The following is a 26,377-nucleotide window of genomic DNA, read 5'->3' on the forward strand; positions in this document are numbered from 1 at the left end:
CCGCCAAGTCAAAATCGCCGACTCCGCCAACCCCAACACCGCCAGCTACTGGATCAGCACCATCAACCTCGCCAACTGGATGGCCACCCGCGGCTACAGCCACTAACACCACCAGACACCAAGCACCAGGCACCAGGCACCAGGCACCAGGCACCAGGCACCAGGCACCAGGCACCAGGAAGCAACAGCACGGCCGCAAGCAAGGGCCGGCCCCACCGAGGGGCCGGCCCTTCGGCGTCTCCGCCCTCCACTTCGGCCCTATCCGGAGACATCGACGATTGTTACCATCCAGTACCGAGTAAGTTTCATGTCTGCTCGTACCGGAGGGATCTCGGATGTCCCGACGTACCGTCGCGGTTTTCACCGCCCTGCTCACCGCGACGGCCGTCGCGGCCGTGCCCCCGGCGGCGCCGGCCAGCGCCGCCAGCGGGACCGCCCCCAGCAAGACCACCGCCGCAGCGGTTGCGGCGGCCCCGGACTACTGCCTGGACCAGTGCAACGACATCGTGCCGCCGGGCGAGAACGGCAACGCCACGCTCGTCGACATCCTGGCCCACCAGACCCTGGGCACCCGGCCGGCGCACTCGGCCGACCAGCTCGGGCCGTACGCGAATCTGGTCTCCGCCTACTCCGGGCTGACCGACGAGCAGATCGCGAACTTCTACAACGACTCGTCGTTCGGGGTGCCGGCCGGGCAGGTCGAACGCAGCTACTCGCCGCGCGACGACGTGACGATCGTCCGCGACAAGAGCATCGGGGTCCCGCACATCACCGGTACGTCCCGGGCGGGCACCATGTTCGGCGCCGGGTACGCCGGAGCCGAGGACCGGCTGTGGGTGATGGACCTGCTGCGTCGGGTCGGCCGGGGCCAGCTCACCCCGTTCGCCGGCGGTGCCCCCGGCAACCGCGAGCTGGAACAGAGCGTCTGGCGCAGCTCGCCGTACACCGAGGCGGACCTCCAGCGGCAGGTCGACACGCTGCGCACCAAGGGTAGCCGTGGTCAGCAGCTCTACGCGGACGTCGAGCAGTACGTCGCGGGGATCAACGCCTACATCACGCACTGCATGTCCGCGCGCAACTGCCCCGGCGAGTACGTCCTCACCGGCCACCTCGACGCGATCACCAACGCCGGTGGGCCCGAGCCGTTCAAGATGACCGACCTGATCGCCACGGCCGGAGTGGTGGGTGGGCTGTTCGGCGGCGGAGGCGGTGGCGAGGTGCCCTCGGCCATCGCCCGGATCACCGCGCGGGCCCGGTACGGCGTCACGGAGGGCGACCGGATCTGGGCGGCCTTCCGCGAACGCAACGACCCGGAGGCGGTGACCACCGTCCACAACGGCCGCAGCTTCCCCTACGGCGACGCCGACGACAACGCACCTGGGGTGGCGCTGCCCGATCCCGGCACCACCGCACCCGAACCCATCGTGACGAACCCGACCGGTTCGGCCGGCACCGCCAGATCCGCCAGCAACGCCGGGACCGCCGGCACCGCCAAAACGGCCGGCACCGCCAGCACCGCCAGATCCGCCAGCACCGCCAGATCCGCCGGGACCGCCGGAGCGGCCGAACCAGCCGGTACCGCCGCGCTGGCCATCGGGCCCGAGACCGCGGTCCGGCGCGGAATGTCGAACGCCGTGGTGATCTCGGCGGCACACTCGGCCACCGGGCACCCGATCGCGGTCTTCGGTCCGCAGACCGGCTACTTCTCGCCGCAACTGCTGATGTTGCAGGAACTGCAGGGCCCGGGGGTCAGCGCCCGGGGCGTCGCCTTCGCCGGCCTCAACCTGTACGTGCTGCTCGGCCGGGGCCAGGACTACTCGTGGAGCGCGACCTCCGCCACCCAGGACATCACCGACACCTACGCCGTGCCGCTGTGCAACACCGACGGCTCGGCGCCGAGCCTCAGTTCCACCGGCTACCGCTGGCACGGCCAGTGCCTGCCGATGGAACGCCTCGTCCGCAGCAACGCCTGGAAGCCCACGGTCGCCGACGGCACCCCGGCCGGCTCGTACGATCTGGTCTCCTGGCGTACCCGGTACGGTCTGGTCGCCTACCGGGGCACCGCCGGTGGCACCCCGGTGGCGTACACCCAGCTGCGCTCGACGTACCGGCACGAGGCCGAGTCGGCGATCGGCTTCCAGGCGTTCAACGACCCGGCCGCGATGGGCACGGCGGCCGACTTCCAGGCCAGCGCCGCCAATGTCGGGTACGCGTTCAACTGGTTCTACGTCAACTCGACCGACACCGCGTACTACAACTCCGGTGACAACCCGGTCCGGCCGGCGGGTGCCAATCCGAACCTGCCGACGCGGGCGGACCCGGCGTACGAGTGGGTGGGTTGGGACCCGGACGCGAACACCGCCCAGCTCACCCCGCCGGCGCAGCACCCGCAGGCGGTCAACCAGGACTACTTCGTGAGCTGGAACAACAAGCAGGCGCCGGGCTACGGCGCGGCCGACGGCAACTACAGCTTCGGCGCCGTACACCGGGCGAACCTGCTGGACCAGCGGGTCAGGGCGGCGCTCGCCGCCGGGAAGCCCGGCCGGGCCGACGTGGTACGCCTCGTCGAGGAGGCCGCCGTGACCGACCTGCGGGCCGAGAACCTGCTACCGGAGCTGCTGCGGATCCTCGACGGGCAGCCCGGTCAGGAGGCGCGGGTGGCCCTGTTGCGCGCCTGGCGGGCCGACGGGACGCGCCGGGTGGAGACCGCACCCGGGTCACACACCTACGCCCACGCCGACGCGATCCGGCTGTTCGACGCGGCGTGGCCCCGGCTGGTCGAGGCGGCCTTCGCCGACCAGCTCGGCCCCGAGCTGTACGGCGCAATGGTCGACGTGTTGCCGGTGAACGAGTCGCCCAGCGGCGGCCAGGGCAGCGGGGCGGGGCACGCCGGCGCCCGGCACGTGGGCTCGGCCTTCCAGTACGGCTGGTGGGGTTACCTGGACAAGGACCTGCGGGCCGTGCTCGGTGACCCGGTGACCGGCGGGCTCGGTCGGACGTACTGCGGTGGTGGTGACCTCGCGACCTGCCGGAAGGACCTGGCGGCGGCGTTGGACGCGGCGGCGGCCGAACCGGCGGCCACCACCTACCCCGGCGACGACGACTGCGCGGCCGGCGACCAGTGGTGCGCGGACACCATCGTCCAGTCCCCGCTCGGCGGCATCACCCAGGACCGGATCTCCTGGCAGAACCGGCCCACGTTCCAGCAGGTGGTGTCGTTCCCCGCGCACCGGGGCGACGACATCACCAACCTGGCCCGGGGCGCGTCGGTGACCGCGAACGGCACGTTCCTCGGATTCTCCGCCGGCGCGGCGGTGGACGGGGACCGCAGCACCCGGTGGAGCAGCTGGTGGAAGGACGACCAGTCGTACACCGTCGACCTCGGTTCGAGCCGGCCGGTCGCCCGGGTGGTCCTGCGCTGGGAGTCCGCGTACGGCAGGGCGTACCGGATCGAGACCTCGACGGACGGCCGGAGCTGGCAGGCGGCGTTCAGCACGTCGACCGGAAACGGCGGCACCGATGTGGTCACCTTCCCGACGACGAACACCCGGTACGTCCGGCTGGTCGGGGTGCAGCGCGGCACGTCGTACGGCTACTCCCTGTGGGAGTTCGAGGTGTACCCGCGCTGAGCTGTAAGGAAGGGGCCCTTCTTATCGTTTTCCGTATAGGAGGGGCCCCTTCTCAACGGCCGCCGGACCGTAGACTGCCGGTGGTCGTGACTGGCGCATCGGGTGGAGCACCACCGGGGAGCGGCCCGTCGCCCGGCTGCACCGGGCGCCGCCACCACCGTCGCGCGCCTGGGCGAACCGCGATGTGCGGTGCCGACTCAGGAGCAGCCGATGACCCCTTCCACCGATGGTCGCCTGATGGCGGGCACCGACCTGGCCCACGCGATCGTGGCCGCCGCGACGGCGCGAGCCGCCGACCTCACCAGCCGCACGGGGACACGTCCGTGTCTGGCCACCGTGCTGGTCGGCGACGACCCGGCGTCCGAGACGTACGTCCGGATGAAGCGCAACCGGTGTGCGCGGGCCGGGATCGACTCGCGGCACCTTGCCCTGCCCGCCGGTGTCGGCACGGCCGAACTGGTGGATCGGATCGGCGAGTTGTCCGGGGACCCCGCGGTACACGGCATCCTGGTGCAGCATCCGGTACCGGTCGGCATCGACGAGCGGGCCGCGTTCGAGGCCATCGCCCCGGGCAAGGATGTCGACGGGGTCACCATGCACTCGTTCGGCGCGATGACGTTCGGGCGGCCCGGCTTCGTCTCCTGCACGCCCGGCGGCATCCTGCGGCTGCTCGACGCGTACGACGTCCCGTTGGCCGGCCGGCACGCGGTGGTGCTCGGCCGCAGTCCGATCCTCGGCCGGCCGGTCGGGATGCTGCTGCTGGCCCGCGACGCCACGGTGACCTACTGCCACTCGCGCACCGCCGATCTGCCCGAACTGGTTCGCCAGGCCGACCTGGTGGTGGCCGCCGTGGGTCGGCCGGCGTTCGTCCGGGGCGAGTGGCTGAAGCCGGGCGCCGTGGTGGTGGACGCCGGCTACCACCCGGGCGGGGTGGGCGACGTCGATTTCACCTCGGCCCGGCGCCGTGCCGCGCTGATCACGCCGGTGCCCGGCGGGGTCGGGCCGATGACCATCGCCCTGCTGCTGGAGCAGACGGTGGCCGCCGCCGAGGAACAGGTCGGCGCCGGCCGGCAACCCTGACCGCCGCGAACCGCGACCCCAGCGAACCGCGACCGCCGAGAACCGTGACGCCGCGAACCGTGACGCCGCGAACCGTGACGCCCGCGAACCGTGACCGCCGCTGGGGACACCCGCCTGACCGGCAACCGACGGGTGGACGGGGCCGTTCCGGGCCTGGCGACACCCGTCGGTGCCGTCAGCCGGCGGTGGCGTCCGGGTCGGCGTCGACGGCGTCGACGGTGGCGCCGGTGCGCAGCACGGCCGCCGGGTCGCCCAGCACGGTCACCCGGTACGACAGGCCGAGGTTGGACCAGATGTCCCCGCGCAGTACCAGGCAGAGCCCCACGCCCTCCCCCTCGGGGTGTTCGTAGAACTCGGCGGCCGGCTCGGCGAGCGCGCCCACCAGGCCCTGGGTGCCCTGCGCGGTGGCGGCCACCTGGAGGAGCCCGGCTGTCACCTGGACCTCGACGTCGTCGAGGGCGTCCACGTCGTACCAGTGGGTGTCCGGCAGAAACAGTTGGCTGTCGACCCCGCGCCGCTGGTAGACCGGGCCGGCCAGCCCGGTCGTCGGGTCCGGCCGGTCGCCTATCCAGGCGATCCCGGCGTAATCGGTACGCAGCCGCCGGGCGCCGGTACCGAAGTCCTCCACGACGGTGTCGATGCGGGGCTGGGCGGCGAGATGTACGTCTGCGGTGGCCACGGCGGGCACCCTAGCATCGGCGCGCACCGGTACGGGCGCACAACCGACCGGTGCCACGCCGAGATCAGCGACACAGTCGTCCCTGGTACGTCGACGTGGGGCGATCAGGGGGCGAGGAACTCCAGCCGATTGCCGTGCGGGTCGTGGGTGTGGAAGCGACGAAGCCCGGGCAGTTCGTCGTTGCCCCAGGTCACGTCGTAGCCGGCGGTCGTGAGCCGGGCGGCGAGCGCGTCCAGATCGGGCCAGAGCAGTCCGGGGTGGGCCTTTCGGGCCGGTCGGAAGTCGTCCTCGACGCCGAGGTGCAGCTCGATGTCGCCCCACCCGTCAGGTCCCTCGGGTCGGCCGGGTGCCACGAACCAACAGCCGCCGCGCGCGGCCAGCGCCGGTGGCTTCGGCTTCTCCACCAGTCCGAGGATTCCGACGAAGTACGCCCGCAGCGCCTCCTCGGAGCCGCGCGGGCAGGCGATCTGTACGTGGTGAATCATCGGTGGGCTCCCTCTGCGCCGGAATCGACCGGGACCGGACCCGCAGGCCTCCCGGCGGTTTCGCGGTCCGCGTCGGGTCGAGCCTGGCACGGGGTTGCACGAATAGCAAGACGGACGTACGGTTTTGTAGGATCGGATCCGGCCGTCGGGGTTACCTCGGGCGGTCGGCGCGGTAACGGGTAGAACAGACTGCGGAAGGACCCGGCACGCCCGCCGGGCCCCGTCGGCGGACACAGCGTGAAGGAGTACGACGTGGCGAGCCTCGACACCTTCGGTGCGAAGAGTGAGCTGCGCGTCGGAGACGCGAGCTACGAGATTTTCAAGATCAGTAAGGTGGACGGGCACGACACCCTGCCGTACAGCCTGAAGGTTCTGCTGGAGAACCTGCTGCGGACAGAGGACGGCGCCAACATCACCGCCGACCACATCCGCCAGCTCGGCGGTTGGGACCCGGACGCGGATCCGAGCGTGGAGATCCAGTTCACCCCGGCCCGGGTGCTCATGCAGGACTTCACCGGCGTGCCCTGCGTGGTCGACCTGGCCACCATGCGGGAGGCCGTCCGCGACCTCGGCGGCGACCCCACCCGGGTGAACCCGCTGGCCCCCGCCGAGCTGGTCATCGACCACTCGGTGATCGCCGACCTGTTCGGCCGGGAGGACGCCTTCGCCCGCAACGTCGAACTGGAGTACCAGCGCAACAAGGAGCGCTACCAGTTCCTGCGCTGGGGCCAGAGCGCGTTCAACGAGTTCAAGGTCGTCCCACCGGGCACCGGCATCGTCCACCAGGTCAACATCGAGTACCTGGCCCGGACGATCATGGAGCGCAACGGGCAGGCGTACCCGGACACCGTCGTGGGCACCGACTCGCACACCACCATGGTCAACGGCCTGGGCGTGCTGGGCTGGGGGGTGGGCGGCATCGAGGCCGAGGCCGCGATGCTCGGCCAGCCGGTCAGCATGCTCATCCCCCGGGTCGTGGGCTTCAAGCTCTCCGGCGAGATGCCGGCCGGCACCACCGCCACCGACCTGGTGCTGACGATCACCGAGATGCTCCGCAAGCACGGCGTGGTGGGCAAGTTCGTCGAGTTCTACGGCCCCGGTGTCGGCGCCGTCCCGCTGGCCAACCGGGCGACCATCGGCAACATGTCCCCCGAGTACGGCTCCACCGTCGCGATCTTCCCGATCGACGACGAGACCGTGAAGTACCTCCGGCTCACCGGCCGGGACGAGCGGCAGGTCGCGCTGGTCGAGGCGTACGCGAAGGAACAGGGCCTCTGGCACGACCCCGACCACGAGCCCGACTACTCCGAGCGACTCGAACTGGACCTGTCCACCATCGAACCGTCGCTGGCCGGCCCGAAGCGCCCGCAGGACCGGGTGCCGCTGGGTAACGCCAAGACGCTGTTCCGGTCGGCGCTGCCCGACTACGTCGGCGACGGCGCGGCCACCGCGACCGGGCCGGCCGACGAGGCCAGCGCCGAGTCGTTCCCGGCCAGCGACCCGCCCGCCAACGGCCAGCAGGACACCGCCGACTCCCCGCGCGAGCTGGTCACCGCCGCCGTCGGCGCCGGCGGCCGGGCCAGCAAACCGGTCCGGGTCACCGGCGAGGACGGTACGGAGTTCGAACTCGACCACGGTGCCGTGGTGATCGCCGCGATCACCTCCTGCACCAACACCTCCAACCCGCAGGTCATGATCGGCGCGGCGCTGTTGGCCCGCAACGCCGTGGAGAAGGGCCTGGCCCGCAAGCCGTGGGTCAAGACCACCCTGGCCCCCGGTTCCAAGGTGGTCATGGACTACTACGAGCGGGCCGGGCTCACGCCCTACCTGGAGAAGCTCGGCTTCTACCTGGTCGGCTACGGCTGCACCACCTGCATCGGCAACTCGGGTCCGCTGCCCGAGGCGATCTCGGCGGCCGTCAACGAGAACGACCTGACCGTGGTGTCCGTGCTGTCCGGCAACCGGAACTTCGAGGGCCGGATCAACCCGGACGTCAAGATGAACTACCTGGCGTCCCCGCCGCTGGTGGTGGCGTACGCGCTGGCCGGCACCATGGACATCGACCTGGCCAACGAGCCGATCGGGGAGGACTCCTCCGGTCAGCCGGTGTTCCTGCGGGACATCTGGCCGAGCAGCGCCGAGATCCAGGAGGTCATCGCCTCGGCGATCGGCGCCACCGGTTTCGGCCAGGCGTACTCGGACGTGTTCGCCGGGGACGAGCGCTGGCAGTCGCTGCCCACCCCGACCGGTGACACGTTCGCCTGGGAGGGTGCGTCGACGTACGTCCGGAAGCCCCCGTACTTCGAGGGCATGGCCCGTGACCCGCAGCCGGTGGTTGACATCTCCGGCGCCCGGGTGCTGGCCAAGCTGGGTGACTCGGTGACCACCGACCACATCTCGCCGGCCGGTTCGATCAAGGCCGACTCGCCGGCCGGGACGTACCTGGCCGAGCACGGCGTACCGCGGCACGAGTTCAACTCGTACGGCTCCCGCCGGGGCAACCACGAGGTGATGATCCGGGGCACGTTCGCCAACATCCGGCTGCGCAACCAGCTCGTTCCGGGGGTGGAGGGTGGGTTCACCGTCAACCACGTGACCGGCGAGCAGACCTCGATCTACGACGCCTCCGTCGCGTACGCCGAGGCCGGGGTGCCGCTGGTGGTCCTCGCCGGCAAGGAGTACGGCTCGGGCTCGTCCCGCGACTGGGCCGCCAAGGGCACCATGCTGCTCGGTGTCCGGGCGGTCATCGCCGAGTCGTACGAGCGGATCCACCGGTCGAACCTGATCGGCATGGGTGTCCTGCCGTTGCAGTACCCGGCCGACGCCACCGCCGAATCACTCGGGCTCACCGGCACCGAGACGTTCACGATCAGCGGCGTCACCGCGTTGAACGACGGCGGGATCCCGCGCACCGTGCAGGTCAGCACCGACACCGGAGTCGAGTTCGACGCGGTGGTCCGGATCGACACGCCGGGTGAGGCCGACTACTACCGGCACGGCGGCATCCTGCAGTACGTGCTGCGCAAGATGCTCGGCTGAGTCGAAAGGACGGGGCCCTTCTTATCGCTTTCCGCGTAGGAAGGGCCCCTTCTCAACGCCCGTGAACCCCCGCCGGATCGGCGGCGACCCGCCCGACACCGGCAGTCCGGCCGTCAGCGGCGGCGCTCCCTGGCCTTCATCGCGTGCTCCAGCAGCGTGATCAGCACGTCCTTGGCCGACTCACGCCGGCGGGCGTCACAGAGCAGCACCGGAACCTCGGTGTCGAGGTTGAGCGCCTGCTGCACCTCGTCGAGGGCGTACTGGGTGGCGCCGTCGAAGCAGTTGACCGCCACGATGAACGGCGTGCCCCGGCCCTCGAAGTAGTCGATCGACGGGAAGCAGTCGGCCAGCCGCCGGGTGTCGGCCAGCACCACCGCGCCGAGGGCACCCAGGGCCAACTCGTCCCAGACGAACCAGAAGCGGTCCTGGCCCGGCGTCCCGAACAGGTAGAGCACCAGCTCGTCGCTGATGGTGATCCGACCGAAGTCCATGGCCACCGTGGTGGTGGTCTTCTCCTCCACCCCGGACAGGTCGTCGATGCCGACCCCGGTCTCGGTCAGCACCTCCTCGGTACGCAGTGGCGGTGTCTCGCTGACCGAGCCGACCAGCGTGGTCTTGCCCACCCCGAAGCCGCCGGCGATGAGGATCTTGATCGCGGTGGGTAGCCCGTCGCCGGTCCGGCGGTCAGAGCGCTCGTAGTCCATTGATAACCGCCTCGAATACGCTGTCGTCGGGAAGAACGGTGGTCGAGCGCGGCTCGCGCACCCGTACCAGGTCGCGTTCGACCAGGTCGCCGAGCAGCACGCGGATCGTGCCCAACGGCAGGTTGAGATGGGCGGCGACCTCCGCCACCGACAACGGACGCTGACAGAGCCCGACGATGGCGAGGTGTTCCGGCCCCATGCCCACCTCGACGGCGGGCGCGGCCTGCGTCGCGACCACCAACGAGATCAGGTCGAACGAACCAGCGACCGGGCGGGCCCGGCCGCGGGTTACCGCGTACGGCCGCACTACGGGGCCGGCATGCTCGTCAACCCACTGTTCCACCGCCGCTTCGCCGGACTCCACCATCGCCTCACCGCTCGCCGGATGAGGATTCGGAGACTCGGTTCGGCGAGCTGAGGAACTTGCCGACCCGGGTTACCAACATGGCCATCTCGTACGCGATCAGCCCGATGTCGGCATCCTCCGTCGCGAGCACCGCGAGGCACGCGTTGCGCCCGGCCGCGGTGACGAACAGGAAGGACGACTGCATCTCGATGATCGTCTGCTGGACCTGGCCGCCGCCGAACCGCTTGCCCGCGCCACGGGCCAGGCTCTGAATCCCCGCCGCCATCGCGGACAGGTGTTCCCCGTCGTCCCGCCCGAGGCCACGCGACGAGGCCAGCAACAGCCCGTCGGTCGACAGGGCGATCGCGTGCTCGGCCTGCTTCACCCGGCCGACCAGATCGTCCAGCAACCATGCCAGGTCAACGCTTGAAGCCGTCTGCTGCACCACTCGTTGTCCTCTTTCTACCGGCTGGAAACGCCGTCGTCGTTGGCGGCGGGCGGATTGGCACCGGACGGATCCGTGTCGGTTACCGCCCGGTCGTACGGTGCCTCCGTACGGGTGGAATCCGGGGCGGCCGGGAGGTGATGGTCGCCGGCCTCCGCCCCCGGGTCGTGGGTGTGGCCGCCGTCGTCGGCGCCGTCCTCGGTCAGCCGTGCCGCGTCGGTCCGGCCCCGCCGGGTGCCCGTCTGGTAGGAGCTCATCATCCGGCGGACCTGTTCGGGCGCCCGGGTCGGCGCGTCGGCCGACTCCGGCTCGGCCTCCGGCTCCGACCGCAGGGGGGCGGCGAGGCTGGCCTGCCGGACCCGGACCGGCAGGCCCGAGGAGGTCAGTGGGTTGACCGGGGCGGCGGGGCCGGTCGGGTCGCCGGCCGGGCTGGCGGCGACCGCACCGGGACCGGCCGGGCTGACACCGGCCAGGCCCGGACCGGCCAGGCCAGTGGTCGGCGGCGCGGCGTCGGGACCACCCGCGGCGCGGAGACCCCCGGCGGGCGCGCCGGCAGCCGCCGGACCGGCGGGTGGCAGACCAGCGACCGGGAAGACGTCGGGCGTCGGACCGGCGGGCGGGGGGCCGACCGGCGGGGACCCGGCGACCGGCGAACCGATGGTCTCGGGCTGTGTTCCGCGCACCCGGTCACGCCACATCACATTCCGCAGGTGGCCGCCCGCCATCCGGCGCTGCCGGGTGGGCAGCGGCGGATCGGCCGGTACCGTCCCGGCGCTCGGGTCGGCGCTGGCCGATTGCCCGACCGGGTCCGGTGCGGCGGCGAGGTCGGCCCCGGCCGGTCGGTCGGGAGAGCCCGCCGAACCGGCACCCGGCCGGATCGGCAACTCGGTGGTCGGTTGCATCATCGCCCGGACCGCCGCCGGGTCGAGCCCGTCCGGTGCGGTCGGCCAGTCCGTCGGTCCACCGGCGGGCTGATCGGCCACGTGGGGTCGGACCGGCTCGGTGTCCCCGGACGGACGCCGTACGGTGGCCGTCGATCCACCCGCCACCGCCTCCGCGGTCCCGGTCACCATGCCGGTGCCCGCGGTCGCCCCGGCCATGCCGGCCCCACCGGCCGCCCCGGTCACGCCCGTGCCGGAGGCCGGATCCGCGGTCACGCCCGCCGGGCCGGCGGACACCCCGGTCACGTCGATGCCGGTGGTCGCGCTCGACTCCCCGGCACCGACCGGTTGCCCGGCCTGCGCGGTGCCGACGCCCTCGGACACCACCCGGACGGGCGCCGCGGCCCCGCCGTTCCGTTCGGCCACCGCCACCGATCCGGCGGACGGTACCGCGGCCGGTTCGGTCCGGCCGGCCGATCCACCCCGCGTCACGGCGGGCGGCCGGGGACGGCCACCGTCCGGCTCACCGCCGGAGCTGTCCTCTTCGTCGGCGACGAGGTTCTGCGGGACGAGCACCACCGCGGTGGTTCCGCCGTACGCGGATTCCTTGAGCTGCACCCGGACGCCGTGCCGCTCGGTCAGCCGGCTGACCACGAACAGGCCGAGTCGGCTGGCACTGGCCAGGTTGAACTCGGACTGGTCGCCGATCCGCGCGTTGGCCGCCGCCAGCTCCTCCTCGCCCATCCCGAGACCGCGGTCCTCCACCTCGATCACGTAGCCGTTGGCCACGGCCTGGCCACGGACCTCGACCGGGGTGTGCGGCGGGGAGAACGACAGGGCGTTCTCGATGAGTTCGGCCAGCAGGTGGATCACGTCGCCGACGGCCCGGCCGGCCAGCGTCACCGATCCGAACGGCAGGACGGTCACCCGGGTGTAGTCCTCGACCTCGGCGACCGCGCCGCGCACCACGTCCACCATCGGGACGTTGCGCCGCCAGGCCCGGCCCGGGGTGGAACCCGACAACACGATGAGGTTCTCGGCGTTGCGCCGCATCCGGGTGGCGAGGTGGTCGACCCGGAACAGGTCCTCCAGTTCCTCGGCCTCGGCCTCCCGGCGCTCCATCGCGTCCAGCAGCGTGAGCTGCCGGTGTACCAGCGCCTGCGTCCGGCGGGCCAGGCTGAGGAAGATCTCCCGGACGTTGCGGCGCAGTTCGGCCTGCTCCACGGCGGTACGGATGGCGGTCTCCTGCACCGCGTTGAACGCCTGGCCCACCTGCCCGATCTCGTCCGAGCCGAATTCCAGGGGTGGCGCCTCGGTGGCCACGTCGACCTGGTCACCGCGACCGAGCCGCTCGACCAGGGCGGGCAGCCGCTCGTTGGCCAGCCGCCAGGCCGCCTCGCGCAGCCGTTCGAGCTGTTGCACCAGGGCCCGCGCGGTGGTGACGGAGATGACGACGGAGGCGATGACCGCGATCAGGCCGAGGCCGGCGGCCAGGATCATCCGGACCACCACCCAGATGGCGACCGGCTGGGCCCGGTCGACGACCGCGTCACCGTTGCTCAGGATCACCCGTTGCAGGTCGTCGAACGCGGCGTCGGTGGCGGTACGCCAGTCGGAGGCACTGACCGGAAGGGCGTTGCCGGGACGACCGTTCGCGATGGTCCGGTCCTCGAAGCTGCGGAACCGGCCGAACGCCGGGCCCCGGAACATCTGCTCGAACCTGTCCCGGTCCCCTCCCGACAGCCGGGTCATCGCCTCGTTCGCCAGGAACCGCTGGGCGCCGACGAGTTGGGTGAAGGAGGCGTACTCGCTCTCGGTGAAGCCATCCCCGCCAACGGCCCCGACGACCAGCGCGTCCTCCTCGGAGGCCAGTTCCCGAACCCGCTGCATCTGGGTCAGCGCGGTGGCGGTGTCGGAGATCGACTCGTCATCGAGACCACCCAGCTTGTCGTACACCCGGAAGATCGATTCGATGGCGGCGGTGAAGTCCCGCGTGGTGTCGGCCCGGTCGATGATCCGGCTGTCCACCGACCGGCGGGTGTTCGCCAGCGCGTCCAGCCGGCTCACCGCCGTGTCGATCCGGTCGGTCAGCTCGTCGTCGGCCGCCAGCTCGGCGCGCCAGCTGTGGACGGAGCCGGCGAAGTCCGTGGCCAGTCGCTCGGTCTCCTGCCGCTTCGCGTCGAGGTCCGCCTTCTGCTGCCCGCCGGCCCGGGCCAGGTACGCGACGGAAAGGCGGCGTTCGGCCTGCAATTCTGTCAACAACGGCTCACTGGGCTCGGCGACCTTGCTGTCCAAGGTCTGAACCCAGAGCAGGTTGAGCCCTTCCCGAAGGGTGACCCAGGCAGCGAATGCCCACAGCGCCGCGAGAGAGGCGAGCAAGGCGACAATCTTGGTACGCAGGCGGTAGCTGCGGGAAGCCATTACACCGTCCCTGAACGGGTCGTCACGAGCGTGAGCGGATTTGGGCGGCGCGGAGCGCATCGACCTCCGCGGCACGCTAGCAGTGTCCTGAGCGCCAACTCAAGCGCTCCTGATCATTCGATCATCACGGGGAGTGGGATCTCCATCACCCTCCACCCTGGACGGTCGGGCCAGATGCGTGGCGGCCAGAATCGCGGACCGGACGATGGCGGCGGGATAGTAGAGGTCTTTGTCGTGCCAGAGGGGCGGACCGTCCGAACCCGCCCCGTTTCGGCTCAGGAAAGACAACCCGCCGCGTACCGCGTCGTCCGCTTCGGAATTGATCACGGTCGTCCCAACCAGCAGGACGCGGATGGCGTAAGCGGTTTCCTCGGCGGTGGCGGTTCCGATACCCCAACCGCCGTCCGCGCCAACGGTTTCCAGCACCCAGGAAACCGCCCGCGCCACCGACTCCGCGGTGGCCGGACCGGGGGCGGACCCGACCAGCGCGAGCACGGCGCAGCAGGTCGCGTAGTACGGGGAGGCGTGCCAGCGGTCCAACCAGGAGCCGTCCGGCCGCTGCTGCCCGATCAGCCACCGCGACACCCCACGGATCGCGTCGGCGTACCGCCGCTGACCCGGTGCCCCGAACCGGTGATGCCAACCGAGTGCGTCCAGCACGTGCGCGTTGGTGGTGACCGAGGCGCCGTCCTCGCCGGGCCAGGTGCAGAAGTGGTCGCCGAGGTCGTACCGCCAGAGGCTGTCCGGCGGCACGGGCCGGCCGAGCAGTGCCAACGCGTGCAGGACGACGGCCGTCGTGTCCGCGTCGGTCGGCAGCCCCGGCCCGGTCGCCGCGCCCTCCGGCCCGAGGGCCGCGGCCAGCTCGTCGGCCAACCGGCCGGGCACCTCGACGGGTACGCCGGCGCCGGCCAGCGTGGACAGCACCCAGGCCCGCTCGAACACGGTGATCGGGGTGGCGCAGGGGGCCAGCTCGCCGTGTCGACGCCGGACCTCGTCGAGGTAACCGAGGGCACGGCGGTCCGCGTCCTCCGGCTCACCGATCCAGGCCGCGGTCGCGGCGGGTGACGCACCGACGGCGCCGGGTCCACGCGGCCGGACCCCGGCCGCTCGGCGGGCTCCGTCGCCCAGCACCTCCAGGGCGTGCAGGAGCTTGTCCGGCAACGGCCGGCCGGCGGCGTGCAGCCGGCGCACGTACTCCAGGCGGGCGGTCGTCAGACCGGCCGGCAACGGGAGCGGCCGGGCTGCCCGCCAGGCTTCCAGGGCACCGACCGGCCGGTCCGGCAGCCGCGCCAGCCGGTCCTCGATCCGGGCCACCAGCGCCGGGGCGATCAGATCCACCGCCGGGGTGTCCGGAAGCGACCAGTCGGCCACGGCCGTGAGAAGCCGTAGGCCGCGCTCCACTGCCCGGGCCAGCGTCGCCACCGGGACCGACACGGACGACGGATGCGACCACCGTCCGTCCGGGTCGGCCAGGGCGGTCGCCAGCAGGGCGTCGGTCGCGCTGAGCGTCGGCACCAGACCGTACCCGCCGGGCTGGCCCCAGCCGCCGTCCGGGCGCTGCCGGGCCAGCAGCCACCGCACCCGCTCGTCGTGACCGGGGAGCCACGGTGCCAGCGCCACCAGTCGGGCGGTCTCGTAGACCGACGGGGAGACCTCCCCCCACGGGTTCCGCTCCAGGCCGGTCAGCAGATCCCGGGCGGCGGCGACCACGCCGGCCGAACCCACCGCGCTGGCCGGATCCGTCGCACCGACCTGAGCCACCGTACCGGCCGAACCCACCGCGCTTGCCGGATCCACCGCGCCGACCGGGCCCGTCGCACTGATCGAACCCGCCGCCGAACCGGTCACCGCTCGCCCCAGAAGTCGCTGAGCCGGTAGAAGCCGGTGCTGAAGCCGAGCTGCCGGGTCAGGTAGGCCGCCTCGGCCGGATGGCTGACGCGCAGCCCCGCCAGCTCGGCCCGGCACTGGTCGACGAGTTCGTCAAGGTGCTCGCGGACCCCGGCCCGGTCACCCATGATCATGATGGAGTTCAGATCACCCCACCGGGCGTCCCGGTCGTACGTGCCGAGGTCGTTGACCAGCCGTAGCGCCCGCTGCACCGTGCCGCTCGCCGCGACCAGCGCGGGAAGGTCGTCGGCGAGCGTGGCGTCCCCGACCCGGATCCAGTACGAGACGTTCACCAGGGTGCAGGCCAGATTGTCCGCGTTCGCCAGGTAGTCGGCCATCGTCGGTGGCGTGGACGTTCCGGGCGGCGCGGTCTTCCAGGACCACTCCCGGGCCATCGCGGTCAACACCTTGGCCAGTTCGGCCCGCCAGTACGGCCGGGCCCGTGCGAAGGCGGGGCACGCCGCCAGTTCGTCCCGCTGTTCGGCCAGCAACTGCCCGAGGTCGTCGTCGGGAGCGGGCCGGCCACCGTCGGCGACCGCGAGGCAGCGGATCGCCAGCCGGTCTATCTCGTCCCGGGTGGTGGCGACGTGGTCGACCAGCCAGTCCAGCGCGAAGCCCCACAGCACGCAGCGGTTGGTGAACCGCAGCTCGGCCTCGGTGGCGTCCGGCGCCCCGAACCCGATGGCCAGGGCGATGGCGCCGAAGAGCGTGTCGTCGAACGGCCGGGCCGGGAAGAGCGCCGGTCGGGCGGCGGCGTACCGGGCCAGGTCGTGTTTACCCCGGGCGGCCAGGGCGCAGACGCGGCCCTGCTCGACCGCCGTCGAAATGTCGATCGCGGTGTCCGTCGGCATGGCGGTCAACCTCGGGCTGGCTGACGGTGGGCCTCGAGCGTCATCATGATCCGCTCCTTCGGCCGCAGCGACGCCGCCAGCTGCTTGTGCGGCATGCCCGGCTCGTGCGGCCGGAACCGGAAGCGGCTCAGCAGGGTGGCGATGATCAGCGGTGCCTCCAGCTGGAAGAGATACATCCCGATGCACTGGTGCACCCCGCCGCCGAACGGGAAGTACGCCCACCGGTGCGCCCGTTTCGGCGCGTCGGGCGCGAACCGCTCCGGGTCGAACACCTGCGGGCGATCCCAGAACTCGGACAGGTGCTGTGTCACGTACGGGCTCATCAGCATCGTGCTGCCGGCGGTGACCCGTACCCCGTTGATCACGTCGTCGCGGACGGCCGTACGCGGGACCAACCAGCCGGACGGGTAGTGCCGGACCAGCTCGTCCACCACCATCCGGGTGTACCGCAGCTCGCCGAGCTGTTCGTTGGTGATCGGCTTGCCGGCGACCACCACCCGGTCGATCTCGGCGTAGAGCCGGTCGGCGATGTCCGGCCGCTGGTGCAGCAGCGGCCACAGCCAGGCCAGCACCACGTACGTGGTCTCGGTGGTGGTGGCGAACGTCGCCACCACGTCGTCCCGGACCGGCTGTTCCGGGAGCGGTTGGCCGTGTTCGTCGGTTGCCCGGGCGAGGGTGGCCAGCACGTCGTCCCGCCCGTCCGGATGCGCGCGGGTGTGGCGGATGACCGGCAGCACCAGGTCGTCGATGGCGGCCACGGCACCACGGAAGGCCCGGTCGCCGGGCATCGGCACCGAGTCGGGGATGAACGGCGCGAGGATCCGCCAGCGCACCGAGCGGGCGATGACGTCCTGGTGTCGCACGATGCGCATGGCCTGGTCGATCGGGATCCGGTCGCCGAAGAGCACCCGGTTGATCGCCATGCAGACCATCCGGGACACCTCCCGGACCACGTCGACCTGCTGTCCCCCGGCGAGGTCGTCGGCCGCCTCGTTGAGCGCCTCGCTCATGCCGTCCACGAGCGAGGCGATCCGCTTCGCCGTGAACATCGGCTGGAGCCGATGCCGACTCGCGGCCCACGGCGTCCCCTCGCTCAATATGCCCTCTCCGAACAAACGTTCGAGTGCGCGCCACATGAGCGAGTCGCCGCCGCGGATGTAGTTCCCGGGATTGTCCCGCAGCACGTGCTGGACATGCGTCGGATGACTGATCAGATAGGGCCGGATGGCACCGAAGTTGAGTCGCACCAACTCCTCGCCCGCGTCGTCGGCGACCTCGACCAGCCGGTCGAGCAGATCCCGGTCACGACCCGGAAGCAGGCGTCGCAGCGGTACGAGCCGCGGGACACGAGCCGACTCCGGACCGCCGTCAGCCATGGCAGACCTGCACGGGTAACACCATCCCTGAGTATCGGAACAGTAATCGACAGTTATGATCCCGAGAAGCATTCCATTCCCGACGCTGAATTTCTAGAGCGGGGCATGTGAAATCAAAAGCATCGGGTCACCGTCCCGTCACGATTGCGCGCGCGACCGACCGCCCTGTGCGAGGCTCTGACCTATGGACGACAAGACGATCATGAGTCGGATCAACGAGCTGGTGGACGAGGAGCATCGCCTGCGTGGCCAGGCCCAGACCGGCGAGCTGTCCGGCGACGAGGAACGGGAGCGGCTCCGCCACCTGGAGGAGTCCCTCGACCAGTGCTGGGACCTGCTCCGTCGCCGGCGCGCGGCGCGGGCTGCCGGACAGGACCCGGAGACCGCCGGCGCGCGCAGCGTCGACGAGGTCGAGAAGTACCTGCAGTGACCGCCGGTCGGGCCGGCGCCACGCCCACCGGCTGAGCGTCGGCTCGATCAGCTGTCGACCCGGCCGAGCGCCCACCCGGTGGTCAGCCGGCCAGCACCTCCGCCACCGCCGGGATGACCCCGTCGGCGACCCGCGTCGGCGCGAAGCGCCGCTCCAGCCAGCTCCGCCCACGGTGCAGCCACACGCTCGGCAGGCCCATCGCCGCGGCGGCGCCGATGTCCGCCTCCGGACCGTCGCCCACGACCCACGCCTCCCGCAGGTGCATCCGGGACCGCTGCGCGGCCATCGCGAAGATCCGCGGATTGGGCTTGCTGACCCCGACCTCCTCGGAGATCACCCAGTCCGCCACGTACCGGTCCAGACCGGTATTGCGGATCTTGCGCTCCTCCCGCTGCACGGTGCCGTTGGTGACCACCACCGGGGCCCAGCCCGCGGTCGCCATGACCCGCAACGCGCAGGCGACCAGCGGATCCAGCCGGGTCCGCTCGATCACCTCGTCGTGCAGCGACTCCACCAGGTCGATGGACGGGATCCGCAGCCGGTACCGGGACCGCAGCGCGTCGGCGAGGTCCCAGCGATCGGTGAGCCCGTCCGCGTCCATCGACAACAGCCAGTCGATGTCCCCGTCGGGCGCGCCGACCCGGTCCAGAAACGCCCTGCCCCAGTCCCGGAACGCGCCGGTGCGGTCCAGCAGCGTGTTGTCCAGGTCGAGGAGCAGCAACGGCACGCGGGAACATTACGTGACCTCGACCACCCCGCGACAGTCCGGTCAGTGGGAAAACCGCACCATGCGCACGGCGCCGGCCCCGGCCGCCCGACCCGGAAGCGCCAGCCACCCGACCAGTGACCACCCAACCGCCCAACCGGTGATCACCCGGCCATCCCGACCGGCGGCCGCCTCAGCACCCAGACGGTGACCAACCGGTCACCCTCGACCGGTGACCATCCGCTCTCAGCCGGTCAGCACGGTCCGCGCGCCGCCCTGGTGCGGCAGCCGGTCGGCGAGCATGCTGTGCGCGGCGCGGACCGTGCTGATCACCTCCGGCCGCAGGGTGGCCACCACCACCGCCTCCCCCCGGTCGCCGGCCCGGCTCAGCGGTCGACCCTCCGGGTCGTACACCGCCGCCCCACCGTTGAACCGCCACGGCGCGGCACCGCCCACGGCATTGGCGAAGACCACGTACATCGTGTTGTCCAGGGCACGGGCCGCGTAGTAGAGATCCCGGCGATGCTCCGAGCCCGCAAGGTATCCGCTGGGGCACAGGTAGCCGTGCGCCCCGTCCACCGCCGCCGCCCGGCCGTGCTCGGGGAAGCAACCGTCGTAACAGACACCGAGGCCGAACCGCCAGCCGTCGACCAGCAGCGTCGCGCCCCGGTCACCGGGGACGAACAGCTCGTTCTCGTCGGGACCCCACAGATGCTGCTTGTCGTACCCGACCCGGACACCGCCGGAGGGATCCAGCACCAGCGCCGAACAGGTCCGCCGGCCGTCGACCCGGCGGACGGCGGCGCCGACCAGCACCACCGCGCCGCGCTCGACCGCGGCCCGCCGTACCGGGTCCAGGCGGGCGTCGTCGACCCGGTCCCCCGCCCCGGCCACCACGTCGGTGCCGGCCGGGTCGGCCCGCAGCGCCGGTGGGTGGTACGCCGGCAGGAACAGCTCGGGCAGCACCACCAGTCGGGCGCCGTCGTCGGCCGCGGCCTCCACCAGCCGGGCCGCGGTCGCGACGTTGCGGACCAGATCCCCGGGTACGGCCTCCGCCTGCACCGCGGCCACGGTCAGCGGGCCGGTCGGTTCCTCCAGCGCTCCCATCCCGGCATGGTAACGACCATCGGGCAGTGGTCCAGCTAACCAAGCCGTACGTACGGCTTGCTGGTGCCCGGTCGACCTGGCACGCTGGGGTGGTGCCCAGAGTAAGCCAGCACCAGTTGGACGCGCGCCGACAGGAGATCCTGGCGGCCGCTCGCGGCTGCTTCGCCCGGCACGGGTACGAAGGGGCCACGGTCCGCCGGCTGGAGGAGGCGACCGGATTGTCCCGAGGGGCGATCTTCCACCACTTCCGGGACAAGGACTCACTGTTCCTGGCCGTCGCCGAGGACGACGCGGCCGAGATGGCGGCCACGGTCGCCCGCAACGGTCTCGTCCAGGTGATGCGCGACCTGCTGGACCGGGCCACCAGCCCGGACACCGCCGGCTGGCTCGGCAGCCAACTGGAGGTGTCCCGTCGACTGCGCACCGACCCCGAGTTCGCCAAGCGCTGGGCCGAGCGGTCGGCGGCGATCTCCCAGGCCACCCGGGACCGGCTGCGGCGACAGCGGGACGCCGGGGTGCTCCGCGACGACGTACCCATCGAGGTGCTGACCCAGTTCCTGGAACTGGCCTATGACGGCCTGGTGCTGCACCTGGCCATGGGCCGCCCGGGCGGGGAACTGGCCCGGGTGCTCGACCTGGTCGAGGAGGCAGTCCGCCGGTCGTGACCGGACCGGCTCCCGGGCTGCTGACCGGCCGGTTTCCCTCCGCCGCCGACGCCGTCCAGTCGGCCCGTGGGGCCGGTACGCCCGATCAGTCGGATCCGTCTGGCCGGTGGGCCCGGATCAGGAAGCGCTGGGCGTGCGCCCGGAACGGGCCGTTCCGGGCGATGTGCTGGTGCAGGTCGGCCAGCCGCGGCCGATAGCGTTCGACGCTGAAGTCGGGCACCGTCCAGACCACCTTGCGCAGGAAGCACACCACCGCGCCGATGTCGTTGAACGTCGTCCGCAACGACTCGTGCCGCACGTCGTCGACGACCAACCCGGCCGCCTCGGCGGCCCGCGCGGCTCGCTGCGGGCTCCGGGCGTCGCTGATCGGGCGCGGGCCGGTCAGGAACTCGGCCAGTTCCCGGTTTGAGCCGGAGCCGATCTGCTGCGACAGGTACCGGCCGCCGGGCCGCAGGATGCGGGCGATCTCGGTCCAGAGCACCACGCTGGGGTGCCGGCTCACCACGAGGTCGAAGCCGGCGTCCGGAAACGGCAACGGGGCGTCCTCGGCCACCTCGACCACCAGCACCCCGCGCGGCTCCAGATTGCGCCGAGCCACCGGAACGTTACGTGGCCAGCCCTCGGTGGCGACCGTGGTCGGGGCGAGCCGGGGCACCTCGGCCAGCACCTCGCCCCCGCCGGTCTGGATGTCCACGGCGGACCCGGCCCGGGCCATCTCGGCCCACAACAGCCGGTGGTATCCCCAGGACGGGCGTTCCTCGGTGGCCCGACCGGCGAACCAGGAGAAGTCCCAGCCGTCCACCTCGGCGGATTCGCCCTCGCGGACCAGATCGTCGAAGCGCGGTTGGCCGTTCACGGAAGCCAACGTTCCAAAGCGTTCCCACCAGCACAAGCGAAATTCCCGGTGCGCGTGCTGCCACGCAGCGGACCGAACCCGGCCGGCTGCCGTCGCCACAATCGGCGATCACGGTGTGTCGGCGCCGGGAACCACCATCGGACCCGGGCTGGGTACCCGACCGGGCCGTCGATGGGGCAGGATCGCGGCATGGATCTCGGACTGGCCGACCGGACGTACGTCCTCACCGGAGCTTCCCGGGGCCTCGGCTTCGCCACCGCACGCTGCCTGGTCGAGGACGGCGCCCGGGTGGTCGTCTCGGCCCGCGACCCACGGGCGGTGTCCGACGCCGTACGCCGGCTCGGTCCCGAACGGGCGCACGGCGTACCGGCCGACCTCGCCGACCCGGAAGCACCGGACCGGCTCGTGGCGGCGGCCCGGGAACGCTTCGGCGGGCTCGACGGCGCGCTGGTCTCGGTCGGCGGGCCACCACCGGGCACCGCGGCCGGGGTCACCGACGAGCAGTGGCGGGCGGCGTTCGAAACGGTGTTCCTCGGCGCTGTGCGGTTCGCCCGGACCGTGCTCGCGGAGCTGCCGGCCGGCGGCGCGCTCGGCTTCGTCCTGTCCACCTCGGCCCGGTCTCCCCTGCCCGGCCTCGGCGTCTCCAACGGCCTGCGGCCGGGGCTCGCCGGGGTGGCCAAGGACATGGCCGACGAGTACGGGCCACGCGGTGTCCGCGTCTTCGGCCTGCTGCCCGGACGGGTGCTCACCGACCGCAACCGCGAGCTGTTCGCCGCCACGGGGGACGCCGACCGGGCCCGAGCGGAGGCCGAGGCGACCATCCCGCTGCGTCGGGTCGCCGAGCCGGAGGAGTTCGGTCGGGTGGCCGCCTTCGTGCTCTCCCCGGCGGCGAGCTATCTGACCGGGCTGACCATTCCGGTCGATGGCGGCGCCCTGCGCTCCCTGTGACACCGTAGGCTCGTCGGCCATGGGAGCCATCCGTCCGGTCACACTGCTGTTGTGCGCCATCTCCTGCCTGATTCTCGTGACCGCCGTCGTCGCGGTGACCGTGGCGCTGATCCGTCGCCGCCGCCGGTAGGTAAGGAAGGGCACCCTGTTATCGCTTTTCGTACAGCAGGGGCCCCCGGTCAACGCATCGCCGCCCGACCGACGGGGACGCGCCATCCGACCGCCCGGGGGACGCGCCATCCGGCCGGCCCCGGGGTCGCGCCATCCGGCCAGCCCGGGGTCGCGCCATCCGGCCAGCCCGGGGTCGCGCCATCCGGCCAGCCCGGGGTCGCGCCATCCGGCCGGGCGGGCCGGCGTGACGTGGGACGCCGTGCGGTCGGAAGCTGGATGGGCGACAGTGGATGGCATGCCCCATGCTGTCGCCACGCCCCGTCCCACCCGAGCCGAGGTCGAAGCCGCCGCCGGTCGCACCATCCCGGACATCGTCGCGCCCGGCCTGCGGGTGCTGTTCTGTGGGATCAATCCCGGCCTCTACTCCGGCGCCACCGGGCGGCACTTCGCCCGGCCCGGCAACCGGTTCTGGCCGGCGTTGCACCGGGGCGGATTCACCCCGCGTGAGCTGCGGCCCTGGGAGCCCGAGGAGTTGCTGGCCCGTGGTCTGGGGATCACCAACCTGGTGGCCCGGGCCACCGCCAGGGCGGACGAGTTGCGGACCGAGGAACTCATCGCCGGGGCCGCCGAGCTGACCGCGAAGGTCCAGCGGTACGCGCCGGCCTGGGTGGCCGTGGTCGGCGTGACCGCGTACCGGATCGGCTTCCGACGGCGGACCGCGACCCTCGGCGAGCAGCCGGAACGGATCGGTCCGGCGCGCCTGTGGGTGCTGCCCAACCCGAGCGGTCTGAACGCGCACTTCCAGCTCGACGCCCTGGGTGCCCAGTTCGCCGCCCTACGGGAGGCCGCAGAACGGTGACCATCAGCCGAGCGTGGTGAGACCTTGGAATTCTGCTGCCCCGCACGGGGTGGCGGAATTCCAAGATCTGCTCGGGGCCCAAGATCTGCTCCAGGCCCGAGCGGCCCGGAGCAGCGAGGATCAGCCGGGTGGGCCCGGGGCGCCCTCGACGGGTCCGAGCAGCGCGGCCGGGTCACCGGGATACCGGCCCGCCCGCTCCAGCAGCATCGCCCCGAAGACCCCGTTGGCGCGGTGGCAGTCCAGGCAGAGGAAGTTGTCGTCCAGCCGCCGACCGTGGCAGTACTCGCACCGACCACGGTCCCGCGGATCGTGGTACGCGGCGAGCGCGGCGATCAGCGCCCGGGCCACCGGCGCGCTCATCTCCAGGCGTACCGCCCGGTCGCCGGTCCGGACCTCGACGGCGCCGAGCGATTCGGCGGCGGGGTCGAAGGCGTCGATCTCGGCGACGAACCCCCGCAGCGCGGTGAGGACATCGTCCAGCTTCTCTCGGGCCATGCCTCACCGTACGCCGCCTGGCCCGTGTCTCCGGTTGCCACCCCGACGCGGTACCAGCCCGACACCGTCACCGTGGTCTCGCCGCCACCACCTGCCACGACAGCCCGGCCGAGGGCCGACCGACAACGCGCCGGCCGGTTGACCGACCGAGAGGATCTCAGAGGCCCCCGGAGGGGCAGTGGAAATCCAAGATCTCGACAGGCCAACCGGCCGCGGACCGGAGCCGGTTGGTCAGTTGGCGGCGGCCGGCGGCAGTGCCTCGTCGGCGACGACGTACTCGTGCATCGGGATGGTGGTCACCGACTCCTGCACGTCCGCCACCAACGGCGCCGGGGAATCCGCGACCGCGAACTGGGTGCGGTACAGCTCCGCGTAGAGACCCCCGACGGCCACCAGTTCCTCGTGCCGGCCCCGCTCGACGATCCGGCCGTCGTCCAGGACCAGGATCTGGTCGGCCTCCCGCACGGTGGACAACCGGTGCGCGATGACCAGGGCGGTACGACCCGACAACGCCACCGACAGCGCCCGCTGCACCGCCGCCTCGGACTCGGAGTCCAGGTGCGCGGTCGCCTCGTCGAGCACCACGATCGAGGGCGCCTTGAGCAGCAGACGCGCGATGGCGATGCGCTGCTTCTCCCCGCCGGAGAACCGGTAGCCCCGTTCCCCGACCACCGTCTCCAGCCCGTCGGGCAGCGAACGGACCAGGTCGGCGATCTGCGCGCCACGCAGCGCCGCCCACAACTCGTCGTCGGTGGCCTCCGGCTTGGCGTACCGAAGATTCTCCGCCAGGGTTTCGTGGAACAGGTGGGAGTCCTGGGTCACCACCCCGATCTCGTCCCGCAGCGAGGCGAGGGTGGCGTCCCGGACGTCGACCCCGCCGACCCGCACCGATCCGTCGGTCACGTCGTACACCCGGGACAGCAGCATCGAGGTGGTGGACTTGCCGGCACCTGACGGGCCGACCAGGGCCACCATCTGGCCCGGCTCGACGGTGAACGAGACGCCCTTGAGAACCGGCTCGTTGACCTGGCGGTCCAGCGCGGCGACGTCCTCCAACGAGGCCAACGAGACCTCCGCCGCGCTGGGGTAGCGGAACCGGACATCCCGGAACTCCACCCGGCCCTCGCCGCGGGGCACCGGTACGGCGTCCGGCTTCTCGGCGATCGACGGCTGAAGATCGAGCACCTCGAAGACCCGGTCGAAGGAGACCAGCGCGCTCATCACGTCCACCCGGACGTTCGACAGCGCGGTGAGCGGGCCGTAGAGCCGGGTCAGCAGCAGGGCCAGCGTGACCACGGTGCCGGCGCTGACCGCGCCGGTGACCGCCAGCCAGCCGCCCAGCCCGTAGGTGAGGGCCTGCGCCAGCGAGGCCACCAGCAGCATCGCCACGAAGAACGTGCGCGAGTACATCGCGGACTGGATGCCGATGTCCCGGACCCGCTCGGCCCGGCCGGCGAACCGGGCGGCCTCCACGTCCGGCCGGCCGAAGAGCTTCACCAGCAGCGCGCCGGACACCCCGAACCGCTCGGTCATCGTCGCGTTCATCTTGGCGTCGAGGTTGTACGACTCGCGGGTGATCTCGGCGAGCCGGCGCCCGACCCGGCGGGCCGGAATGATGAAGATCGGCAGCAGGATCAGCGACAGGAGCGTGATCTGCCAGGACAGGCTGAACATCACCCCGGCGGTCAGTACGAGCTGGATGATGTTGCTGACCACCCCGGACAGGGTGCTGGTGAACGCCCGCTGCGCGCCCAGGACGTCGTTGTTGAGCCGGCTGACCAGGGCACCGGTCTGGGTCCGGGTGAAGAACTGCAGCGGCATCCGCTGGACGTGGTCGTACACCTGGGTCCGCAGGTCGAGGATGATCCCCTCACCGATGCGCGCCGAATACCACCGCTGGGCCAGGGAGAAGAGCGCGTCGACGATGGCCAGTGCGGCGATCACCAGCGCCAGCCGGACCACTGTGGCGCCGGCCGTGCCACCACCCTTGGTGATCGCGTTGATCACCCAACCGGCCAGCACCGGGGTGGCGACCCCGATCACGGCCGAGATGACCACGGTGACCAGGAAGACGATGACGTCCCGCCGGTAGGGCTGGGCGAAGTCGATGATCCGGCGTCCGGTGTCCCGGTTGAGCCGGTGCCCGGTGACCTCGTCCTTGCTCCGTATCGACCGCAGCATCGACCAGCCGCCGCCTGCCATCGGGTGGGTCACCCGTCACCTCCGTGTCGCGCCGCCGCACCGGGGTGAGTCTCCCCGATGCCTACGACAACCCGGCGGTCAACCCGGCTCTTCCCGATGGTCCCTAGGACTCGCCCTCACCTGCCATGCTCCGGACGCACCCACCCGCCGTGTTCCCGGCGCGGCCGGTGACCAT

General features: G+C 72.0%; 21 protein-coding genes and 1 pseudogene. 8 read left to right on the forward strand and 14 right to left on the reverse strand.

Features of this window, described 5'->3' with window-relative positions:
• The 3 genes and pseudogenes from ACXN5W_RS15135 to ACXN5W_RS15145 all read left to right on the forward strand — a co-directional run.
• Window positions 1–106 (forward strand): annotated as a pseudogene (locus ACXN5W_RS15135) (C39 family peptidase); the annotation flags it as partial.
• 229 nt (window positions 107–335) lie between these two features.
• Entirely contained in the window at window positions 336–3,629 is a 3,294-nt protein-coding gene (locus tag ACXN5W_RS15140) for a penicillin acylase family protein (protein ID WP_473158915.1), read from the forward strand.
• 210 nt (window positions 3,630–3,839) lie between these two features.
• Entirely contained in the window at window positions 3,840–4,709 is an 870-nt protein-coding gene (locus tag ACXN5W_RS15145) for a bifunctional 5,10-methylenetetrahydrofolate dehydrogenase/5,10-methenyltetrahydrofolate cyclohydrolase (protein ID WP_473158916.1), read from the forward strand.
• A gap of 175 nt (window positions 4,710–4,884) precedes the next feature.
• Here the strand turns inward: ACXN5W_RS15145 and ACXN5W_RS15150 are convergent, their stop codons facing one another.
• Window positions 4,885–5,388: a hypothetical protein gene (locus ACXN5W_RS15150; RefSeq protein WP_473158917.1), complete on the reverse strand. Its 504-nt coding sequence runs from the start codon at window positions 5,386–5,388 to the stop codon at window positions 4,885–4,887.
• A 104-nt stretch (window positions 5,389–5,492) separates the two neighbouring features.
• Entirely contained in the window at window positions 5,493–5,873 is a 381-nt protein-coding gene (locus tag ACXN5W_RS15155; RefSeq protein WP_473158918.1) for a VOC family protein, read from the reverse strand.
• Window positions 5,874–6,110: 237 nt separating this feature from the next.
• Between ACXN5W_RS15155 and acnA the strand changes: the two genes are divergently transcribed.
• Window positions 6,111–8,912 (forward strand): aconitate hydratase AcnA, encoded by a 2,802-nt coding sequence (acnA, locus tag ACXN5W_RS15160; RefSeq protein ID WP_473158919.1) that lies wholly within the window; start codon window positions 6,111–6,113, stop codon window positions 8,910–8,912.
• Between the two features lie 113 nt (window positions 8,913–9,025).
• On the opposite strand, the gene ACXN5W_RS15165 is transcribed toward acnA, so the two are convergent.
• The 7 genes from ACXN5W_RS15165 to ACXN5W_RS15195 form a co-directional block, all read right to left on the reverse strand.
• Window positions 9,026–9,616, reverse strand: a complete 591-nt coding sequence (locus ACXN5W_RS15165) for a GTP-binding protein (protein WP_473158920.1) — start codon at window positions 9,614–9,616, stop codon at window positions 9,026–9,028.
• Complete coding sequence (locus ACXN5W_RS15170; protein WP_473158921.1) at window positions 9,597–9,983, reverse strand: DUF742 domain-containing protein; 387 nt, start codon at window positions 9,981–9,983, stop codon at window positions 9,597–9,599. Before ACXN5W_RS15170 ends, ACXN5W_RS15165 begins: the two co-directional genes overlap by 20 nt.
• A 4-nt stretch (window positions 9,984–9,987) precedes the next feature.
• Window positions 9,988–10,410: a roadblock/LC7 domain-containing protein gene (locus tag ACXN5W_RS15175; RefSeq protein WP_473158922.1), complete on the reverse strand. Its 423-nt coding sequence runs from the start codon at window positions 10,408–10,410 to the stop codon at window positions 9,988–9,990.
• Window positions 10,411–10,424: 14 nt separating this feature from the next.
• Window positions 10,425–13,709 carry a sensor histidine kinase gene (locus ACXN5W_RS15180; protein ID WP_473158923.1) on the reverse strand — a complete coding sequence of 1,095 codons (3,285 nt, stop codon included), beginning with the start codon at window positions 13,707–13,709 and terminating at the stop codon, window positions 10,425–10,427.
• A 99-nt stretch (window positions 13,710–13,808) separates the two neighbouring features.
• Window positions 13,809–15,506: a prenyltransferase/squalene oxidase repeat-containing protein gene (locus tag ACXN5W_RS15185; RefSeq protein WP_473158924.1), complete on the reverse strand. Its 1,698-nt coding sequence runs from the start codon at window positions 15,504–15,506 to the stop codon at window positions 13,809–13,811.
• 47 nt (window positions 15,507–15,553) lie between these two features.
• Window positions 15,554–16,447 carry a terpene synthase family protein gene (locus ACXN5W_RS15190; RefSeq protein WP_473158925.1) on the reverse strand — a complete coding sequence of 298 codons (894 nt, stop codon included), beginning with the start codon at window positions 16,445–16,447 and terminating at the stop codon, window positions 15,554–15,556.
• A 5-nt stretch (window positions 16,448–16,452) separates the two neighbouring features.
• Window positions 16,453–17,823, reverse strand: a complete 1,371-nt coding sequence (locus ACXN5W_RS15195; RefSeq protein ID WP_473158926.1) for a cytochrome P450 — start codon at window positions 17,821–17,823, stop codon at window positions 16,453–16,455.
• A gap of 184 nt (window positions 17,824–18,007) precedes the next feature.
• Between ACXN5W_RS15195 and ACXN5W_RS15200 the strand changes: the two genes are divergently transcribed.
• Window positions 18,008–18,253, forward strand: coding sequence for a DUF2630 family protein (locus tag ACXN5W_RS15200; RefSeq protein WP_473158927.1), 246 nt, complete (start codon window positions 18,008–18,010; stop codon window positions 18,251–18,253).
• Window positions 18,254–18,335: 82 nt separating this feature from the next.
• Here ACXN5W_RS15200 and ACXN5W_RS15205 read toward each other — a convergent pair whose 3' ends face one another.
• Both ACXN5W_RS15205 and ACXN5W_RS15210 read right to left on the reverse strand, forming a co-directional pair.
• Complete coding sequence (locus ACXN5W_RS15205) at window positions 18,336–18,980, reverse strand: HAD family hydrolase (RefSeq protein WP_473158928.1); 645 nt, start codon at window positions 18,978–18,980, stop codon at window positions 18,336–18,338.
• Window positions 18,981–19,205: 225 nt separating this feature from the next.
• On the reverse strand, window positions 19,206–20,066 hold the full coding sequence (locus ACXN5W_RS15210; RefSeq protein ID WP_473158929.1) for a carbon-nitrogen hydrolase family protein: 861 nt from the start codon (window positions 20,064–20,066) through the stop codon (window positions 19,206–19,208).
• A gap of 92 nt (window positions 20,067–20,158) precedes the next feature.
• Between ACXN5W_RS15210 and ACXN5W_RS15215 the strand changes: the two genes are divergently transcribed.
• Window positions 20,159–20,731 carry a TetR/AcrR family transcriptional regulator gene (locus ACXN5W_RS15215; RefSeq protein WP_473158930.1) on the forward strand — a complete coding sequence of 191 codons (573 nt, stop codon included), beginning with the start codon at window positions 20,159–20,161 and terminating at the stop codon, window positions 20,729–20,731.
• An 85-nt stretch (window positions 20,732–20,816) separates the two neighbouring features.
• Here ACXN5W_RS15215 and ACXN5W_RS15220 read toward each other — a convergent pair whose 3' ends face one another.
• Window positions 20,817–21,587, reverse strand: coding sequence for a class I SAM-dependent methyltransferase (locus tag ACXN5W_RS15220; protein ID WP_473158931.1), 771 nt, complete (start codon window positions 21,585–21,587; stop codon window positions 20,817–20,819).
• Window positions 21,588–21,776: 189 nt separating this feature from the next.
• Between ACXN5W_RS15220 and ACXN5W_RS15225 the strand changes: the two genes are divergently transcribed.
• Together ACXN5W_RS15225 and mug are read left to right on the forward strand one after the other, a co-directional pair.
• Window positions 21,777–22,535, forward strand: coding sequence for an SDR family oxidoreductase (locus ACXN5W_RS15225; protein ID WP_473158932.1), 759 nt, complete (start codon window positions 21,777–21,779; stop codon window positions 22,533–22,535).
• A gap of 406 nt (window positions 22,536–22,941) precedes the next feature.
• Window positions 22,942–23,505, forward strand: coding sequence for a G/U mismatch-specific DNA glycosylase (gene mug, locus ACXN5W_RS15230; protein ID WP_473158933.1), 564 nt, complete (start codon window positions 22,942–22,944; stop codon window positions 23,503–23,505).
• Between the two features lie 120 nt (window positions 23,506–23,625).
• On the opposite strand, the gene ACXN5W_RS15235 is transcribed toward mug, so the two are convergent.
• Complete coding sequence (locus tag ACXN5W_RS15235; protein ID WP_473158934.1) at window positions 23,626–24,000, reverse strand: hypothetical protein; 375 nt, start codon at window positions 23,998–24,000, stop codon at window positions 23,626–23,628.
• A gap of 231 nt (window positions 24,001–24,231) precedes the next feature.
• Window positions 24,232–26,202 carry an ABC transporter ATP-binding protein gene (locus tag ACXN5W_RS15240; RefSeq protein ID WP_473158992.1) on the reverse strand — a complete coding sequence of 657 codons (1,971 nt, stop codon included), beginning with the start codon at window positions 26,200–26,202 and terminating at the stop codon, window positions 24,232–24,234.
• Window positions 26,203–26,377: the final 175 nt, after the last annotated feature.

It is taken from the genome of Plantactinospora sp. A48, assembly GCF_055793945.1.